General features: G+C 68.8%; 12 protein-coding genes. 5 read left to right on the top strand and 7 right to left on the bottom strand.

The features are described 5' to 3' along the window. Positions 1 to 9 precede the first annotated feature (9 nt). From DWF00_RS17395 to DWF00_RS17385, 3 genes are all read right to left on the bottom strand, one after another. Positions 10 to 1,788, bottom strand: a complete 1,779-nt coding sequence (locus DWF00_RS17395; RefSeq protein WP_181832605.1) for an SUMF1/EgtB/PvdO family nonheme iron enzyme — start codon at positions 1,786 to 1,788, stop codon at positions 10 to 12. A 93-nt stretch (positions 1,789 to 1,881) separates the two neighbouring features. Beyond that, positions 1,882 to 2,316 carry a DUF4399 domain-containing protein gene (locus DWF00_RS17390; RefSeq protein ID WP_114828982.1) on the bottom strand — a complete coding sequence of 145 codons (435 nt, stop codon included), beginning with the start codon at positions 2,314 to 2,316 and terminating at the stop codon, positions 1,882 to 1,884. A gap of 29 nt (positions 2,317 to 2,345) precedes the next feature. Continuing rightward, positions 2,346 to 3,608, bottom strand: a complete 1,263-nt coding sequence (locus DWF00_RS17385; protein ID WP_114828981.1) for a DUF4399 domain-containing protein — start codon at positions 3,606 to 3,608, stop codon at positions 2,346 to 2,348. A 213-nt stretch (positions 3,609 to 3,821) separates the two neighbouring features. Between DWF00_RS17385 and DWF00_RS17380 the strand changes: the two genes are divergently transcribed. The 5 genes from DWF00_RS17380 (at position 3,822) to DWF00_RS17360 (ending at position 10,330) form a co-directional block, all read left to right on the top strand. Further along, entirely contained in the window at positions 3,822 to 5,255 is a 1,434-nt protein-coding gene (locus tag DWF00_RS17380) for a caspase family protein (RefSeq protein ID WP_181832604.1), read from the top strand. 289 nt (positions 5,256 to 5,544) lie between these two features. After that, positions 5,545 to 6,720 (top strand): OmpA family protein, encoded by a 1,176-nt coding sequence (locus DWF00_RS17375; protein WP_114829302.1) that lies wholly within the window; start codon positions 5,545 to 5,547, stop codon positions 6,718 to 6,720. Between the two features lie 13 nt (positions 6,721 to 6,733). Next, a complete protein-coding gene (locus DWF00_RS17370) occupies positions 6,734 to 8,281 on the top strand; it encodes a methyltransferase domain-containing protein (protein WP_181832603.1) in 1,548 nt (515 codons plus the stop codon). A 72-nt stretch (positions 8,282 to 8,353) separates the two neighbouring features. After that, positions 8,354 to 10,009 carry a transglycosylase SLT domain-containing protein gene (locus tag DWF00_RS17365; protein WP_114828978.1) on the top strand — a complete coding sequence of 552 codons (1,656 nt, stop codon included), beginning with the start codon at positions 8,354 to 8,356 and terminating at the stop codon, positions 10,007 to 10,009. A gap of 45 nt (positions 10,010 to 10,054) precedes the next feature. Next, complete coding sequence (locus tag DWF00_RS17360) at positions 10,055 to 10,330, top strand: hypothetical protein (protein ID WP_114828977.1); 276 nt, start codon at positions 10,055 to 10,057, stop codon at positions 10,328 to 10,330. Between the two features lie 293 nt (positions 10,331 to 10,623). On the opposite strand, the gene DWF00_RS29870 is transcribed toward DWF00_RS17360, so the two are convergent. From DWF00_RS29870 to tssM, 4 genes are all read right to left on the bottom strand, one after another. Further along, positions 10,624 to 12,930, bottom strand: a complete 2,307-nt coding sequence (locus DWF00_RS29870) for a serine/threonine-protein kinase (protein ID WP_114828976.1) — start codon at positions 12,928 to 12,930, stop codon at positions 10,624 to 10,626. Further along, the gene (locus tag DWF00_RS17350) at positions 12,927 to 13,715 is read right to left on the bottom strand and encodes a PP2C family protein-serine/threonine phosphatase (RefSeq protein WP_114828975.1); all 789 of its coding nucleotides are present in this window, start codon (positions 13,713 to 13,715) and stop codon (positions 12,927 to 12,929) included. The genes DWF00_RS29870 and DWF00_RS17350 overlap by 4 nt, the downstream gene beginning before the upstream one ends. A gap of 71 nt (positions 13,716 to 13,786) precedes the next feature. After that, the gene (tagF, locus tag DWF00_RS17345) at positions 13,787 to 14,476 is read right to left on the bottom strand and encodes a type VI secretion system-associated protein TagF (protein ID WP_114828974.1); all 690 of its coding nucleotides are present in this window, start codon (positions 14,474 to 14,476) and stop codon (positions 13,787 to 13,789) included. A gap of 3 nt (positions 14,477 to 14,479) precedes the next feature. Then, on the bottom strand, positions 14,480 to 18,106 hold the full coding sequence (gene tssM, locus DWF00_RS17340) for a type VI secretion system membrane subunit TssM (protein ID WP_114828973.1): 3,627 nt from the start codon (positions 18,104 to 18,106) through the stop codon (positions 14,480 to 14,482). Positions 18,107 to 18,136: the final 30 nt, after the last annotated feature.

Genomic DNA, 18,136 nt, shown 5'->3' with positions numbered 1-18,136 from the left:
GGCGCGGGCTCACTGCTCGCGCAGCACGCGAAAACCGTTGGTGTAGAAGCGGACATCGGCCTCGTATTTGAAGCGCGCGGCCGAGCGCAGGTAGCGCGGGTCGTTGTTGAACGAGCCGCCGCGCAGCACGCGCTCGCGGCAGCCCGGCGCCGTATAGGCGCTGCCGTCGCGCGGCGTCGTGCGGTAGCTCTCGCTCCAGCAATCGGCGACCCATTCGGCGGCGTTGCCGGCCATGTCGTAGAGCCCGTAGGCGTTGGGCGGGAACTGGCCGACCTCGACCGATTGGCGGCGCTGCTGGGCGTTGCAGCCGAGGCAGTTGGCCATCTCCTTGTCGAGGTTGCGGCCCCAGGGATAGGTCGCGTTCGCGCCGCCGCGCGCCGCGTATTCCCATTCGGCCTCCGTCGGCAGCCGGTACTTCTTCCCGGTCTTGGCCGAGAGCCAGGCGGCATAGCCATTGGCGTCGTCCCAATGGATGTCGGTGACCGGGCGCTTGCCGCGGCCGAGATTGCGGTCGCTCGGGCGCTGGCTGCAGCCGCCCTGGTCGACGCAGGCATCCCATTCCTCGAAGGTGACCTCGCGCATGCCGAGATAGAACGGCGCGCGGATTGCGACCTGGTGCACCGGCTTCTCGAACTCGAACATCTCGTTCGAGCCCATCTCGAAGCTGCCGGCCGGGATCAGTGCGAGCTCGGGGCAGAAGCTGCAATCGCGCAGCGTCTTCGCCTGGTTCTGCGTTGCCGTCTGAGGCGGGGCGGGGGCCTGCACCGGCGCTGGTGCGGCGGGGGCCGGCCCGCCTGGCGGCTTCGGCCGGTAGAGCTGCTCGCGCGCTCGCGCCAGCCCGGCGAAGCGGCCATTCGGATAGGCGTCGAGATAGGCGCGGTATTCGGCGGCGTTCTCGCTGTTGCGGATCGTCTCCCAGAACGAGAGCTCGAACGCGTCGGTCTGGTCGCCGCTGCTCTGCGGCGGCGCCGGCGAGATCACCATGCGCGAATTCGAGGCGACGACGGCCGGCCGGCTGAGCGGCGTGACGATCAGCCCGGCCGGCGGCGCGGCCGAGATCCAGACCTGCTGGCTGCGCCGCGTTACTCGCGTGACGGCGTCGCGCGTGCGGGTCAGCGCTGCGGCCATGTCGAGCCCGGGCGTGCGGATCGCCTTCAGCCATTCGTCGGAGAACGCATTGGCCTGCGCGCCGGAGGCCGGGATGCTCCGCCCCGGCTGGGCGGCGAAGACGATGGCGATGTTCTCCAGGTCCTCGACGGCGGTGAGGCCCTTGGCGCCCTTGGTGATACCGTCCTGCCAGGGATTGTCGAAGCTCGCATCGAGCACGACCACGGCGCTCGCGGGGCGCGCCACGATCAGCGGGTCGAGGATCTTGTCGAGGTCGAGCGCCTCGCGCGAGACGTCCTGCGTCGTGCGGATCTGCGTCTCGGCCGCAAGCAGGAAGTTGCGGTTGCGGTACTGCACGGCATGGCCGGCATAGAACACCACCACTTGCGCGCCACGCTTCAGCCTGCTGGCGAAGTCGGCGGCCGCCTGCTCCATCTCGGCCCCGCCCGCATTCTCAGCCGTCACCACGTCGAAGCCGCCCTGGCGCAGAGCTTCCGCGACGGCCTGCGCGTCCCTGGCGGCGTTGGCCAGCCCGGCCTGGCGATAGTTGGAGTTGCCGATGACGAGCGCGATCTTGGCTGGCTCGGCCGTGCTGCCCTGGGCGTAGGCGGGCGTCGCGAGCCAGGCGAGCGCATACGCGAGCGCCGCGCCGAGGATCGAAAGGCAGCGATGCAAGGCCATGCAGTCGATCATCCTCACCAAGCAGTGCGAACCGGAGCAGCCAAAGCCGACTCCAGAATAGCGAAAACCCTTTGAGAATTCGCAAACGCGCTCCTAGCGAACATACACCGTAATCTTCTTCGATATCACCGGCGGATTATGCGGTGTGTGGGTGGAGTCGCCGAGCAGGAGCTGCAGGGTGTGCGGGCCTTTCGGGAGGGTGACCACGACCTCGGTCTGGCCGTTGCCGAGATGGATGTGGTTGTAGTCGGAGGGGATCGGCTGGTCGCTCGGCGGCGCATCGACATCGATCAGCAGGTGGTGGTGGCCGGTCAGCGGCCGCTCGATGCCGGCCGGCGCGACGCCCATCTCCTTCAGCCCCATCCGCACCGTGAAGCGCTCCGGCACGCGCAGGCCGTCGAGCGGATAGTGGAAATAGACCTGGGCGCCGCGTGGCGACGGCTTGCGCGGCGGCGCCTGCGCGACGGCCGGCATGGCGAGCAGCAGTGCGGCGAGCCAGGTTGCGGCAAGGGCGAGGGGCTTTCGCATGGTCCGGCTCCGGCTGAAAGCGACGCGGCTCATCGGCGCCGGCCCGGCTTCTTGATGCGCGTCGCGACGATGACCTCGATGCGCTCGGACATCACCGGCGGATCGTGCGGGATGTGCTGGTCGTCGGCGAGGATGAGCTGCAACGTGTGCTTGCCCGGCGGCAAGGTGATGCGCCGCTCGGTCTGGCCGCCGCCGAGATGGATGTGGTTGAGGTCGGCCGGGATGGCGACGTCGAGCGGCGGCGTCGGCGCGTCGACGATCAGGTGGTGGTGGCCGGTGTTGGGCTTCACCACGCCGGCCGGCGCCACACCCATGTTGCGCAAGCCGAAGCGGATGGTCGAGCTCGGGTAGATCGTCTCGCCGTTGCGCGGGTAGACGAAATAGACGGCGGCATCGTTCGGCGCGGGCGTCCGTCCTGCCGGCTTGTCTGCGGCGGGCGGGGCGATGACGGCCCGCGTGGTGTCCGAACTCGCGGCCACGACCCGCACCTTGATGCGCTGGGACATCACTGGCGGATCATGCGGCACGTGCTCGTGGTCGCCGAGCAGCAATTGCAGGGTGTGCTCGCCCGGCGGCAGGTTGAGCTCGGTCTCGGTCTGGCCGCGGCCGAAATGGATGTGGTTGAAGTCGCTGGGGATCTCGCGGTCGAGCGGCGGCAGCTCGGTGTCGACCAGCAGATGGTGGTGGCCGCCATTCTCGTTCTTGGTGCCGGCCGGGATGAGCGCGATGCCCTCTACGCCGAAGCGGATGATCGCCCGCGTCGGGATCGTCGCGCCATCCTGCAGGTCGAGGAAGAACACCTTCGCGCCGGGGGCTGCGGCCGAGCGCGCCTTCTCCTCGGGTGCGTCCACGACCTCGACGAAGATCTTCTCCGACATCACCGGCGGGTCGTGCGGGACGTGGTCCTGATCGGCGAAGAGGAGCTGCAGGCTGTGCCGGCCCGGCGGCAGCGAGATTTCCGTCTCGGTCTGGCCGCTGCCGAAATGCAGGTGGTTGAAGTCGCTCGGGATCGGCTGGTTCAACGCCGGCAGCTCGGTGTCGATCAGCAGGTGGTGGTGGCCCGCGTTGCGCCCGGCCGTGCCGGCGGGGACGACCTCCATGCCGGAGACCGCGAAGCGCACGGTGAGCTTGCTCGGCACCCGGGCATTGTTCGCCAGGCCGACGAAGGAGAGCTTGGCGTCGGCCGGGGAAGGGCTGCGCTGGCGCGGCCGCTCCTGCGCAAAGCTGGAGAGAGCCGAGCCCGCAAGGCAAGTGAGGACGCCCAGAACCAGGCCTAATCGAACCCGCTTCATGGGCACTCCCCCCGCACGCGCCGGACTGTGAGGAAGTTAACAGGCGATAGTCTTGGGAGCAAGCAATACGCCAGTTACCAGCTTAGTAGAGTTTCCGAAAGCCGGCGGCGAAACGCCGGTTTGTTCTGGATTTTTCCTGATATCTTCTGTTAGGTTGGCGTGAGGAATGGTGTGATGGCCGCGATCATAAGATTTTGCGCTTTGATCGGACTCTTGACGCAGCTGCTGGCCGTCCCGGCGCTCGCGGAGGAACGCCGCGTCGCGCTCGTGATCGGCAATTCGGCCTATAAGAACGCGCCGGCCCTGCCCAATACCGTCAACGACGCCCGCGACATGGCCGCGTCGCTGCGCCGCGTCGGCTTCGAGGTGGTCGACGGCGTCGATCTCGACAAGCGCGGCATGGACGCTGTGCTGACCCGCTTCGCCCGTCTGGCGCAGGATGCCGACGCGGTGATGTTCTTCTTCGCCGGCCACGGCTTCCAGTTCAACGGCGAGAATTACTTGGTGCCGATCGAGGCGCGCGTCGATGACGAGGTCAGCGTGCAATACGAGACGACGCGGCTCGCCGATGTCGTGACGGCGCTGAACTTCGCCAAGGGCGTCAAGATCATGGTGCTCGACGCCTGCCGCAACAATCCCTTCGTCAGCCAGCTCGCCAAGAAGCAGGCGACGCGCGGTTTCTCGGTCGGCTCCGGCCTGGCGCCCGTGGCCCGGGCGCAGGGCATGGTGATCGCCTATGCGACGCAGGCGAACGACGTTGCCGCCGATGGCGCCGGCCGCAACAGCCCCTTCACGGCCGCACTGGTGCAGGAGATCCAGCAGCCCGGCCTCGAAGTCGCGACCCTGTTCCGCCGGGTGCAGAAGATCGTCTACGACACCACCGGCGGCCGCCAGACGCCGGAGCTCTCGCTCTCCCTGCTCGGCGACTTCTACCTCAACCGCGAGGAGACCGACGCCGATGTCTGGCGCCGCATCCGCGCCAGCGACGATTCCGCCGCGTTGAAGGCCTTCGTCCAGCGCTTCCCGCAGAGCTTCTTCGTCCTCGATGCCCGCACCCGGCTCGACCTGATCGAGCGCCGTTCGCTCGAATCCGGCGAGCGCGAGCGCCTCGGCCGCGAATTCGCCGAGCGCGAGCGCGTGCTGCTGGAGCGGCTCGAACAGGCCGAGAAGGACCGCAAGCAGGCCGCGGTCGATCTGGCGAAGCGCGACAGCGGCGAAGCGCCGGCGACGCCGGTCGACCGGCCGCAGGCGCCGGGGACAAGGCCGCCCGCCGTGCCCAAGACCGCGGCGGACGACAAGGCCGAGCGCGAGCGCCTCGCCAAGCAGTTGTCTCAGCGCGAGAGCGAATTGGCGGCGCTCGAAAAGGAAAAGGCCCGTCTCGGCGAAGAGCGCCGCGCGCAGGAGCAGGCCATGGCGGCGCGGCTCGGCACGCTGATCATCGCGCCGCAGCCGGTACAGGAGGCGCCGCCCGTGCCGCTGATCGCGCCGCAGCGTACAGACCGCTCGGCCGCCGAGCGCAAGCCGAGCGAACTCCTGGTCAATCAGGAGAGCAAGCCGAGTGCCGGCCTCTGCGCCGAGATCCTGCTGCGGGCCCAGCTCGGCGAGATCACGGCGGCGAACCGCGAGCAGCTCAAGCAGTGCCGCTGAGCGGGCAGGGCGGCCGTCATTGCGAGGAGCGCAGCGACGAAGCAACCCAGGGGGACCGGGTGAGTGAGACCTTCTGGATTGCTGCGCTAGATCGCCGTGCGTCCTATCGGACGCAGAGTGGCGATCTAAGCCTTTGTTATTGCATCAGATTGTTCCGAAAATCGGATTCCACTTTTCGGTCCGATGCGCTAACGCTCGCAATGACGGGGAGAGTCGCGTCTCATCCGAATGAAGGACGAAGCAGCGGACCTATGGTGATGGAGTGAAGGCGATGACCGGCAGGCGATCCATGCTTTCAACTCTCTTCGCGCGTAGCGCGGCGCTGTCCGTCGCCCTCGCCCTGGCCGGCGCCGCATCGGCGCAGCCCGTGCCGCCGCCGACGCCCATTCCCTATCCCGAGGCGTTGCAGAAGGCGGCGAGCGACCTCTTCACCAAGGCCAACGTCACTGGCGACCGCGTCGAGCTGGTCATCGACCCGCTGATCGACGGCGTCTCCGGCGCGCAATCGGCCGCGACGCGCTCGATGCAGCAGGCACTGACCGAGATCGTGCAGAAATCCTATCCGCGCTTCGCCGTGCAGCCCTTCTCCTCGGAGGCGCTGGCGCGCGAGCCGGTCGTGCTGATCGGCACCTTCACGGCGGTCAACAACGGTGGCGACAATGCCGGGCCGCGCGACGCCTTCCGCATCTGCCTGACGCTGGCCGACCTCAAGTCGAAGAGCATCGTCTCCAAGGGCGTGGCGCGGGCCAAGCCAGAGGGCATAGACGTCACGCCGACGCAGTACTACCGGGACTCCCCCGTCTGGGCGAAGGACCAGGCGACCGAGGCCTATATCAAGACCTGCCAGGGCACGAAGCTGGGCGACCCGGTCGACGCCGTCTATGCCGACCGGCTGCGCGCGGCGGCGCTGATCAACGACGGCATCCTCGAATACGAGGCCAAGCGCTATCGCGAGGCGCTCGCCTTCTACCACACGGCCCGCACCTTGCCGGGCGGCGACCAGCACCGCGTCCGCATCGGCACCTACCTCTCAGCCGCCAAGCTCGGCCGCCGCGACGACGCGGTCGACGCCTTCGGCGATCTCGTCGATTCCGGCCTCGCCGGCAACCAGCTGATGGTGAAGCTGCTGTTCAAGCCGGGTTCGACCCAGTTCATCGACAACCCGCAGATCACCGAGCCCTATCCGATGTGGCTGAGCCAGATCGCGACGCGCGCGCGCGCCAAGGGCGCCTGCCTGGAGATCGTCGGCCATACCTCGCGCACCGGCATGCCCAATATGAACGAGCGGCTCTCGGTGCTGCGGGCGCAGTTCGTCATGGAGCTGCTCCAGATCGGCGCGCCCGACAGCAGGAATCGCATGATCGCGACCGGCATGGGCTTCAAGGAGAACCTGATCGGCACCGGCAAGGACGATGCCAGCGACGCGCTCGACCGCAGGGTCGAGTTCAAGGTCATCGGCTGCTGATCGGCGAGGCCAAATGAACGACGTCGCCGCGAACCCCTATGACGCCGTCGCCTATCCGGGCCACGCCTTCTCGCAGACCCACCCGGCCAAGCTCGCCACCATCGCCCATATCCACGGCATGAGCCCGGCACCCATGGCTGGGATGCGCGTGCTGGAGCTCGGCTGCGGCTCGGGCGGCAACCTCATCCCGATGGCACTCCGCTTTCCGCGGGCGGATTTCCTCGGCATCGACCTCAGCCGCAGCGCCGTCGAGCTGGCGCGCCGCAATGCCGGCGCGCTCGGGCTCGCCAATGTCGCCTTCGAGCAGCGCGACATCATGGACGTGTCGGCCGCGCTCGGGCGCTTCGACTACATCCTCGTGCACGGCGTCTATTCCTGGGTGCCGCAGTTCGTGCGCGACAAGATCCTGGCGATCTTCGGCGAGCTGCTGGCGCCGCAGGGCGTCGCCTATGTCAGCTACAACGCCCTGCCGGGCGGCCATCTGCGTGACATCGCCCGCGACGTGATGCTGTTCCACACGCGTGATGTCTCCGAGCCGCTCGAGCGCGTCCGCACGGCGCGCGCCGCCCTGAAGAGCTTCGCCGAGGCGACCGACCCGGATTCATTCTATGGCGCGGCCCTGCGCAAGCGGCTCCAGCAGGTCGATGAGCTGCCGGACGCCGTGCTCTATCACGACGATCTCAACCCGATCGCCCGCGCCTTCACCGTGCACGAGGTCGTCAGCGCCGCCGCCGGGCACGGCCTCAAATTCCTGGCCGAGGCGTCGTTTCCCAACCAGTTCGGCACGGCCGGCGGCGCGGCGCAGCAATTGCTGGCGCAGGTCGGGACCGAGGACCCGCTCGCCCGCGAGCAGTCGCTCGACCTGCTGATCGGCCGCTCGTTCCGCGAAACCTTGCTCTGCCGCACCGAGGTCGCGCTGCGGCGGGAGATGGATGCGGACTCGCTCAGCCCCTATCATCTCTCGGCCTATGTCCGGCAGGTCGAGATATCAGAGCAGGAGAGGCGGCCGGGCGTCGACCGCTTCCAGTTCCAGCAGGGCGTCGCGGTCTCGATCGACCTCGATTCGTGCAAGGCGGCGCTGCGCGCGCTCGGTCGCGCCTGGCCGGCCAGCCTAGGTCATGGCGACCTGATCGCGCGGGCGCTGGCCGAGATCGGCCCCGTCGCGGATCGCGAGCGCGAAGCGGTCCGCCTCAGCGAGGCGCTCTTCGCGATCTTCAAGGCGGGGCTGCTCGACATCCGGCTGGAGCCGCCGCAGGTGGCGAACACGATCAGCGAGCGCCCGGTCGCGAGCCGGCTGGCGCGCCGGCAGGCGGAGAGCTCGAGCGAGGTCACCGACCTGCTCCATCGCGCCGTGACGCTGGACAGCATCGTCGTGCGCAAATTCGTCTGCCTGATGGACGGGACGCGCGATGCCGAGGCGCTGCTGGCCGACCTCAACCTCTTCCTCGCCGAGGCTCATGCCTCCGGCGAGGCCCCGCCCGGCCTGCCGAAGCTTGCGACGCGGGACGAGGTCCTCATGCATTTGGAGGATGTGGCCCGGCTCGCGCTGCTGTCAGGCTGAAGCGTTGTCGCTCCCGATATTCACGCGTATTCTGCCGATGGCGCAAGGAGCCGCCTCGATGCGGAGCGGTAGATGAGCCAGCGCTTCGAGCAGTTCCAGGCCGCGTTTCAGGAAGATGCCTGCCTTGAAGCGCTGATGCGCGCGCGGGAGGGCGGCGTCAGCATTGCCTGCAAGGCCTGCGGAAAGGTCTCCGCCTTCGTGCAACGGCCGAAGCTGCGTGCCTATGCCTGCGGGCACTGCAACTACCTGATCTATCCCGCCGCCGGCACGCCGCTGGAAAGCCGCCGCACCTCGCTGCAGCTCTGGCTCTTCGCCATCAAGCTGCTGACCGAGCAGGGCGCCAAGGCTGCGGCCGGCCTGCTGGAGCGCGAGGCGAAGCTCTCCTCGCTCGCCGCGCGGCGCATGGTCGACGAGTTGGCGGCGCTCAAGGAAAAGGCCGGCGGCGACGGCCCGCCCTGGCTTGCCGTGCTTGCGAAGCGCGTCGCCGACAAGCCGCCCGCGCCGGCGGTTGCTGTGATTTCGGCCAAGGCGAAGCCCGGCCTCACGGATGACGCGCCAGGCCAGGCCAAGCCTGTGGGAGTGCAGCCCGCCGCGCAGCTCCTCGCGGAGGCTCCGCCCTCAACGGCGCGCAAGGCGCTGCTCGCGCTAGCCGCGGGCGGCGGCGTCGTGGCGCTCGTCGTGGCCGCAGGCTTCGCCATCGCCACCTTGCGGCCGCAAGCGGCGCGGGAGGACGTTCTGCCGGCCGAGGACGCGCCGGCGCTCCAGGCCGTGGCGCGGCCCTCGCTCATCCTCTCCTCGGTCGAGAGCGATCTCGAGGCGGCGCGCCAGGCGACGCAATTCGCCCTGCGCAACGACCCCTCGCTCGCCAATATCCGCGAGCAGGTCGGCAACGCGCCGGAGGCACCGGCCGTCGCCGCGCCGGTCCTGCCGCCCTCCAACATCATCCTGGTGCCGCCGCGCGTGCCGGTGACGCAGATCCCGCCAAAGGGGCAGGCGCCGCAGGCTCCGGTCACGGCGAGCGGCGATCCCGACCAGCTCCTCACCTTCGGGCCGATCCGCATCCGCCGGCACCTGGTCGACATGATCGTGCGCGCCGGCCGGGTCGTCGGCGCCGATCCGACCCTGCTGATGGCCGTCGCCGACAAGGAATCCGCCTTCTCGACGGCGGTGCAGGCCAAGACCTCCTCGGCGACCGGGCTCTACCAGTTCATCGAGCAGACCTGGCTCGGCGTCATCTACGAATTCGGCACCAAGCACGGCCTCGTCAACGAGGTCAGGCAGATCGGCCGCTCGGGCCGGCAGTTCACCATTGCCGATGCCAGCGAGCGCCAGCGCATCCTCGACATGCGGCGCGAACCCTATATCTCGGCGCTGCTCGCGGCCGAGATGCTGAAGCGCGACACGCTGCGGCTGGAGAAGGCGATGGGCCGGCACCTCACCGGCGGCGAGATCTACCTGATCCACTTCCTCGGGCCCGACGCGGCCCAGACCTTCATCGAGACGATGGAGGAGACGCCCGGCACCAAGGCGGCGGACCTCCTGCCGCGCCCGGCCCAAGCCAACCGGCCGATCTTCTATGCCGATGCCGGCGGCGAGACCAAGACGCTCTCGGTCTCCGAGGTGCACAAGAAGTTCAACGACATGATCAAGCTCCGGCTCGACCGCTATGGCGACGTGCGCAAGCTCTGGGGCGCGCAGGCGGCGCAGCGGCCGGGCGCGACGAAATAGGCATTCATCCGCCCGATAGGGGGCATCTCAAGGGGAGGCTTCAGCATGGCTAACCGGTTCGAGCAGGTCGACGAGCCCCAACCCGACGCGATCACGCTTAGCCTCGCGCAGCGCGACGGCAAGCCCGTCGGCAAGATCGCCTGCCCGGCGGAACTGGCCGGCGGCCATCTCGTCAACGATTTCATCAGCGACGAGATGGCTTCGGTCGAGGCCTACCGGGTGGCGATCAAGCTCGCCAACGAGATCAGGGCTCCGATCGTGGTCGAGGATGCCGACGGGCTCTGGCAGGACGAGTGGGGCGAACTCTACCGGGAGAATTGAGCGCGCCTGAGCATCGCAAGATCGCGCGCGGGGAACCCCTCTCCTGTAAGGAGAGGGGCAGGGGTGAGGTGTAGGCCGTTTGATACTGCTGCCGTGAGCTCACACCGTCATTGCGAGCGCAGCGAAGCAACCCAGGGGGATTGCGCGAGACCTCCTGGGTTGCTTCGCTGCGCTCGCAATGACGGTGGGGGTCGTTCAGCCTCGCTGGTCCAGCAGCCTACACCTCACCCAACCCTCTCCTTACAGGAGAGGGCTCCCCCGCCTGCCTTGCAGGGTGTGCGCTGTGGCAATCCTCACTCGATCCGGAAATACTTCACCCCGAGCCCGAGCTTGCCGTCGAGCCTCGCAATGTCGCGCGCCAGGTTGGGGAAGAAATCGGCGGCGGGCGCCGGGTTCGGCCCCGACAGCGTCGGCAGCGGCGCGGGGCTGACCAGCGCGAGCACCGTCTGCGGCTTGGCGCCGGTGCCGGTCGCGTCGAGCTTCAGGCCGAAACTCGCCTTCGTGCCCTCGCGCTTCAGGAAGCTGGCGAGGTTGTAGACCATGCCGTCGTCGCCGATCAGCACGATGTCGAGGTTCTGCTTGCCGTCGGTCTCGACCGAGCCGCTCAGCACCTCGCCGCTCTTCATCGTGAAGGCGCCGATCTGGAGTTTTGGGCTGCGGTCGATCCGGCTGCCGAGCTGGCGCAGGAAATCGACCATCGGGCACTGCGCCGCCGTGACCGGGCGCAGGCTGATCTGCGCCTCGAAACCCTGCGCCTGCTTGAAGGCGGTGTCGAAGGTGACGAAGGGCTCGGCCCCGCTGCCGAAGCCCTCGATATCAGCCTTCTGGGCGGTGATCTCGGTCGGCCACAGGAAGAAGCACGAGCCGCCATCATAGGAGCTGACATAGCGCTCGATGCGCCCGGCCGGCGTCAGGTTGGCCGACCCGTCATCCGTGCCCGAGTTCATGGCGGTCTGCGTGCGCCCGCCGGTTTGCGGGCTGCCGCCGGCTTGAGATGTCCCCGTGGCTTGCGAACGCCCGCCGCTCTGCGATGCGCCGCCGGCTTGCGAGGGCTGGCTGCCTTGCGAGGTTCCGGCAGTCTGCGAGCCTCCTCCCGCCTGCGAGGCGCCACCTGCTTGCGACGAGCCACTGCCTTGAGACGTCCCGGCGGATTGCGATCCCCCCGCCTGCGCTGCGCCGCCGCTTTGTGAGGCGCTGCCGGCTTGCGATCCGCTGCCCTGCGCGGTCCCCGCAGTCTGCGATCCTCCCGCTTGCGCGGCTCCGCCGCTTTGCGCGGCGCCGCCGGGTTGCGATGTTCCGGCGGTCTGGGAGGCTCCCCCGGCTTGCGCGGGGCCGCCGCTCTGCGACGTTCCGCCCGCTTGCGCTCCGCCGCCGCTCGATGGTCCGGAGTTCTGCGAGCTTCCGGCTGCCTGCGAGGCCCCGCCAGTCTGTGCCGTCCCGCCGGTCGGAGGCCCGCTACCGGATTGCGCCGTTCCTCCGGTTTGCGCGGTCCCGGCCGACTGCGAAGCGCCGCCGCTCTGGGACGCGCCGCCCGTTTGCGATTCTCCGCCGCCATCGGAGCCGGTCAGTACCGGCGGCTCGTTGCCGGATGACGGCCTGGAGCCGGCGCCAGTGACGCTCGCCGGCTGGAGCTGGGTCCAGGCATAGTAGCCGCCGCCGGCAACCAGGAGCAGGGCGCAGATGCCCACGATCGCCCCCACCGGCGAACGACGCGGCGTCGTGGCCGCGCTGCCAGCAGCTTTCGCGCCCTTCGGCATCCAGGCCGCGACCTCGGCCATATCGGCGGGGCGGTCGGCCGGGTTCGGCGCCAGCATGCGTGCCAGCAGCGGCCGCAAGCGGGCATCGACGCCGCTCAGGTCCGGCACGCGCCGGCGCTTCTCCAGCACCAGCATCTGCGTCCCGCCCATGTCGAGCGCCTTGCCCGTGAGCGCGCCGGCCAGCACGAGGCCGAGGCTGTAGATGTCGGATTTCGGCGTGACGTCGCCGCCTTCCAGCCCGAGCTGCTCGGGCGAGACGTAGTTGTACTTGCCGGCGAAGCCGCTGCCGATCACCGTGCCCTCGCCCATCAGGCTCGACTTGGCGATGCCGAAATCGATGATCTTGGCGCGGGCGACGCTGCCGCCGGGCAGGATGATGTTGTCGGGCGAGACGTCGCGGTGGGTGATGCCGATGAGGTGGGCCGCATGCAGGCCGGTGGCGATGCGCCGGCGCAGGATGTCGACCTCCTCGAAATCCATCGGCCCCTGCGTGATGCGGTCGGACAGCGCCTGGCCATCGACGAACTCCATCGCCAGATAGGGCGACTGCGTCACCGGGTCGATGGTGAAGACGTAATAGCGGACGATGGCCTCGTTATAGAGGTTGTGCAGCGCCGCCGCCTCCTTGCGGAACAGCGTCAACGCGTTCTCGTTCTGCGCCATCTCAGGGCGGATCATCTTGATCGCCACGGCGTCGCCGGTCTGGATCGCGCGGCCCTTGTAGACCTCGCCCATGCCGCCGGCCGCGATCAGCCGCTCGATCTCGTAGATGCCGTTGAGCTTCGTGCCGATGGCGACGCCGGTGGTGCGCGGCGCGAAGACGGTGCGGTCGGAGTCGCTCATGGCGCCTCGCTCCTCATGTTGGGCAACCAGCGCGTCTTCTCGCCATCCTCGCGCTGGTAGCGGACGACGATGACGGTGACGTTGTCGCGCGCGCCGCGTTCGAGCGTGAGCGCCAGCAGGGCGTCGCAGGCGGCCTGCGGGGCGGCTTCGCGCACCGCAAGCAGGATCTCCTCGTCGGCGACGTGCTCGGTCAGCCCGTCCGAGCACAGCACGAAGGTGTCGCCGCTTTCGAGCTCGCCATTGTTGAGGTCGAGCTCGGGCTGGTCGTGGACGCCGATCGCATGGGTGATGATGTGCCGGCGCGGCGAGCGCTTCGCCTCGTCGGGCGTCAGCACGCCCTTGTCGACCATGTCCTGCACCTCGGTATGATCATGCGAGACCTGCAGGATGCGGCCGGCCCGCACGAGGTAGATCCGGCTGTCGCCCGACCAGACGCAGGCGAAATGGCGCTCGTGCACGAGCAGCACCACCAGCGTCGAGCCCATCGGCGCGCCGCCCTTCGCCTCGATGATCTCGCGCAGCTCGGCATTGGCCTTGAGCACGCCCTCCTCTAGCCGTGCCAGCAGGTCGGGCGCGGAGCTTGCGGCGCCGATGCCCTCCAGCGCCGCGGCGACGGTCGCGCTGGCGAGCGCCCCGTTCTCATGCCCGCCCATGCCGTCGGCGACCGCCCACAGGCCGAATTCCGGCCTGGTCACGAGATGGTCCTCATTGGCCTTGCGGACCCGGCCGGCATGGCTGACCGCTCCGGTCTCGAACGCAGGCATCGTGGGGCGGAGTTCGTTCATGCGGCGGCATCCCCTAGGGCAGGGTGCGAAAAAGTGGGGTCCGGATTTTCGCGTCAGCCATGCGCCAACTCTTATGTCAGGAACGCGTCGAAGCGGCCGGTCAAAAGCCCGCTGAACAGGTAGGGAGTAGGCAGCGCCTGGCCGACGAGCGCAAGCGGCTCGAAATGCTCGCCACCTACAGTCCAGAAATACGCCGAGTGCGCATAGGAGCGCGCATGATCCTCCAGGCGCAAGGCCGTCAGCCGCTCGGGAAAGCCCGACGAGGTCAGCGCGCTGACGATCGTCCCGTCGGAGAGCCGCACCATGTCCTTGGGCGGCGCGGCCTTGATCTCGTCATGGGGCCGCGGCAGCTGGGCGAGGCGCTGCGTCACCGAGGCATAGGTCGCGTCCGGTTCGAGCGCCTGCAGCAAGAAGTCCTCGGCCTGCGCGAACCAGGCGTCCTGCGGGTCGAGCTCGGGGGAGGGGATGGCGGCACCGGCTTCGGCGAGCGCGAACACCGTCAGCGGGAAATAGCGGCCGATGCCGTCGACCGAGGGCATGAAGGCCCCAGTGACCGAGCCGCCGCAATAGGCCGATCCCAGCCAGAAGCGCCAGATCGGCGCGTTCAGGAAGGCGTCCTGCCATTTGCCGCCGAGTTCGAGCCGGCTCGCGGAAAGCCCGCCTTGCAGCCAGGGCTCGTAGACCTTGAGGAAGGCCGTGGGGGCGCTGACGGCGATGAAGTCGCGCTTGTCCGGGAGCTTGCCGAACAGCCCGCAGCTCATCGATCAGATCCCCGATGGGCAGCGGATATCCCGCAGCGCCGGCAGCACGAGCGGGTTCTTCAGCGATCCGACGCCGAACTGGTAGGCGACCTGCCTGCCGCCGCCGCTCAGCGTCAGCACGACGTTGTCGCCCTGCTTGAGCACAGAGCCGGCATCGAGCAGGCGGAAGAAGGACCAGACGCCGTCGCGCTCGAACAGCTTGGCCTCGCCCTGCGGCTGCGAGGACGAGCCGCCGGAGAAAAATCCGCCGCCGAACAGGCCGCCGGCATTGTTGCTGGCACCGCCGAGGGTCAGCGTCACAGCCGTGCGGGCCACGCCCGCGCCCGGCCACATCACCGGGGTCGGCGTGTTGACACCCTGCTGACTCATCACGTTGAAGCCGTTGATCTCCAGCTTGGCGCTGGCCGCGTCGGAGGAGAGCGCGGTCGGTACCACGATCATCTGGAAGGAGGGCAGATTGCCGCCGGTCGGGAAGAAGGCGTCCCTGATCTCGCCGGCGCGCTGGAACTCGCGCAGGGTCGTCGGCGAGAGCGAGCGCGCGACGCGGCTGTCGACCCGCCAGCTCCATTGCTCCTTCGAGCTGTCGACATAGGGTTCGAGCCGCTCCTTGTAGAACTTGTCCATGATGCCGCCGGGCGCGAACAGCCGGGCGAAATCGGCCAACGGGACGTCGCGCGCGCTCGCCTTCACGAACGGGTAGCGGTTGGTGACGATATCGGCGCAGACGCGCGAGACCTGGTCGCCCAGCGCCTGGCGCAGCAGGGCCACGGTCGCGCCAGTGGCGTCGCCCTCGAAGTCGTTGACCGCCTGCACGATCATGCCGTCGAACGGCGCCGGGTAGCGCGAGGAGTTGGCGCGCAGGGACGCGATCAGCGGCACCAGCGCTGCATTGGCGGCGGCCGATTGCGCCGGCGTCGTCGCGGCGATGGCGAGGTTCTGGTTGATCTCGGCGAAGATCTGCAGGAGCTGGTCGACCGGGCGGCGGCCAAGGTCGCCATCGACCAGCACGTGGTACTGCTTGAACTGGCTCTCGATATTGGCGCCGAGCGCCTCGTTGCCGCCGCTGGCGAGCACGCGGTCGACGCCGGGCGCGGCGAGCGGCAGGCTGGCGCCGAGACGTCCGAGCGCATCGCTGGCGCGCTTGTCGAGCGCCTCCACCGCCTGGCCGGCCGCCTTCGTGGCAGCGCCCTTCACGCTCGGACGCTCCTTGGTCAGCTGCGTTTCGTCGCGGATCGACTCGAGCAGCTGCTTGAATGGCGAGGTTGGTGCGGCGATGGCGCTGAGCGCGACGTATTTCGGCTTGTCGGCGTTGAGCGGCCGCAGCTTCAGCCGACGCAGGGTCTTTTGCCAGGTCGCGGTGAAGTCGCGCGCGTAGAGCTTGAGCAGATCCTGGAACAGCGTCGCGTATTGCGAGGTGATCGCGGCCTGGTCGACATTCTCGCCGAGCACCCAGCGCTCCTTCTCGATGCGCTCGCCGATATCGCCGAGGCGATCGACGAAGGCGCTCTGGAAGCCGCCATAGGTGTAGAAATACGGCACGCGGACCGCGTCGAGATCCTCGCCGCCGATGCCTTCGAAGGCGAGGCGCACATCCGAGCCGCCGCGCTGCGACGCCACCCAGTCGCGCTGCTCGCCGCGCGCCTGGGTGCGCAGCATCTCGTAGGCGCGCTCGGCGATGCTCATCCGGCGCAAGGTGCGCTGGCAGTTCTCGATCAGCGACTGGTTGAGCTTGACGATCGGCTCGCGGTCGCCCTCGTCGAGGGCGAGCATCGCGATGAGGTGTTCCTCCAGCGCCTCGCGGCCCTTGGCGTTGGCCGCGCCGGGGAAGAGGTTCTCGGCCCAGTCGAGCCGCATCCACGAGATCACCAGGTCGCGGTCGAGCTTCGCCTGGCCGCCGACCATCAGGTAGACCTTGAGCGCCTCGTAGACGAAGCCGGGATTGTTGATGTTGGCCTCGAGCTGCTCCTCCAGCCGGAAGATGATGCGCGAGCGCAGCATCCGCTCCAGCGCCTCCTGGTAGCTGACAACGCCTGCGGATTCGAGCCGCTCGCGCTGGCTCAGCCCGAACGTGGCCATGACCGGCGTCGGCTCGTCCTTGGTGGCGTAGCCGGCCGGCATGTTCCTGAGCTTGTGCAGGAGCGGCAGGACGCGGCTGAAGTTGCGGTCGGAGATCGTCGTCTCCTGCAGCACCGGGGCGGCGCTGGTGCGGTAGTCGGCGAGCCCGTAATTGGTCGCGGTGATCAGGTCGCTGTTGCGCGAGTAGCTCATCCACCAGAAGCCGGCCGCCGCCAGCGCGGCGAGCGCCACCGCCGTGAAGCCGGCGACGCGGAAAGCCGTCGAGCGCCGGGCCGCGCCGAGATCGGTCGAGACCCAGCCGGATTCGCCGATGATCACCTTCTGGATCAGGTCGGTGAGGAAATAGCTCTTGCCGCGGCCGGAGAACGAGCCGGCGGCGGCATGCTCGCTGCCGAAATTGCGCGAGAGCGCGCCGATCAACTGGTCGATCGGGGTGCCCTCCTGTGTGCCGGAGGTGAAGTAGAAGCCGCGCAGCGTGGCGTTGGCGTGGTAGCGCGTCGGCTCGAAGACGCGGCCGAGGAACTCGGTGATCTTCGGCTTCAGCGTCGCCATCTGGCTGGGCAGGCCGAACAGGAGCGCGCGCGCATTCGGGTTGTGCTCGTCCTGCAGCCGGTCGGGCAGGCGTTCGTTCAGGCGCTCGATCAGCGCGTCGTATTCCGGCGGCACGTCGCCGATCATGTTGCGGGTCTTGTCGAGCGTCTGGAAGGTATGGCCCCAGACCATGCGCCGCTGCGACTCGGTGAGGTTCACGAAGAACTCGTTGAACCCGGCGATCAGGTCGGACTTGGTGAAGATCGCGTAGACCGGGAAATCGACCTTGAGCCGCTCGTTCAGTTCGAGCAGGCGGCTGCGGATCGCGTCGGCATGGGCGGCGACCTGCTCCGGCGTCGAGGTCAGGATGTCCTCGACGCTGATCGCGACCATGACGCCGTTGATCGGCTGGCGCGGCCGGTTGGTCTTGAGCAGGTCGAGGAAGGACAGCCAGCTCGCGCGCTCGGCCTTGGCATCGGTGTCCTGCGTGGTGTAGCGCCCGGCCGTGTCGATCAGCACGGCCTGCTCGGCGAACCACCAGTCGCAATAGCGGGTGCCGCCGACGCCTGCGACGGCCGAAGGCGTCGCGCCGCGCGCCAGCGGGAATTTCAGGCCGGAATTGACCAGCGCCGTGGTCTTGCCGGCGCCGGGCGGGCCGATGATCACGTACCAGGGCAGGTCGTAGAGATAGTCACCGCCATCCGTGGCCCGGGACCGCTTCAGGGTGGCGAGCGCGTCGCGCATCGCGCCGCTCAGTGCCGCGCCGTCGCCGCTGGCGTCTTCCGTCTTCTCCAGCGCATCGGTCAGCGCGGCCGTCGCCTTGCGCCGCCTGATGATGATCAGCGCGATCCAGACGATCGCGCCGAGCGCGAACAGCAGCACGATCGGCAGCCGCACCCAGAGCGACTCGAACGGGCGCACCTCGCCCACGGCGATGAACGGCCCGCCGAACCAGACCAGCGCGGCCAGCGCCAGCGTGCCGATCACGATCGCGGCTATGCGCAGCCAAATCGCGATGCTCATCGTCCGTCTCTCTCCTGCATCAGCGCACCC

It is taken from the genome of Allobosea caraganae (assembly GCF_003351345.1).
Classification (GTDB): domain Bacteria; phylum Pseudomonadota; class Alphaproteobacteria; order Rhizobiales; family Beijerinckiaceae; genus Allobosea; species Allobosea caraganae.
The sequence above is the reverse complement of the archived record's forward strand: the minus strand, read 5'-3'. Positions and strand labels throughout refer to the sequence as shown.

Coding starts and splice junctions, on each gene's coding strand:
- DWF00_RS17395 (WP_181832605.1), bottom strand. CDS start 1,788: ATGGCCTTGCATCGCTGCCTTTCGATCCTCGGCGCGGCGCTCGCGTAT.
- DWF00_RS17390 (WP_114828982.1), bottom strand. CDS start 2,316: ATGCGAAAGCCCCTCGCCCTTGCCGCAACCTGGCTCGCCGCACTGCTG.
- DWF00_RS17385 (WP_114828981.1), bottom strand. CDS start 3,608: ATGAAGCGGGTTCGATTAGGCCTGGTTCTGGGCGTCCTCACTTGCCTT.
- DWF00_RS17375 (WP_114829302.1), top strand. CDS start 5,545: ATGCTTTCAACTCTCTTCGCGCGTAGCGCGGCGCTGTCCGTCGCCCTC.
- DWF00_RS17370 (WP_181832603.1), top strand. CDS start 6,734: ATGAACGACGTCGCCGCGAACCCCTATGACGCCGTCGCCTATCCGGGC.
- DWF00_RS17365 (WP_114828978.1), top strand. CDS start 8,354: ATGAGCCAGCGCTTCGAGCAGTTCCAGGCCGCGTTTCAGGAAGATGCC.
- DWF00_RS17360 (WP_114828977.1), top strand. CDS start 10,055: ATGGCTAACCGGTTCGAGCAGGTCGACGAGCCCCAACCCGACGCGATC.
- DWF00_RS29870 (WP_114828976.1), bottom strand. CDS start 12,930: ATGAGCGACTCCGACCGCACCGTCTTCGCGCCGCGCACCACCGGCGTC.
- DWF00_RS17350 (WP_114828975.1), bottom strand. CDS start 13,715: ATGAACGAACTCCGCCCCACGATGCCTGCGTTCGAGACCGGAGCGGTC.
- tagF (WP_114828974.1), bottom strand. CDS start 14,476: ATGAGCTGCGGGCTGTTCGGCAAGCTCCCGGACAAGCGCGACTTCATC.
- tssM (WP_114828973.1), bottom strand. CDS start 18,106: ATGAGCATCGCGATTTGGCTGCGCATAGCCGCGATCGTGATCGGCACG.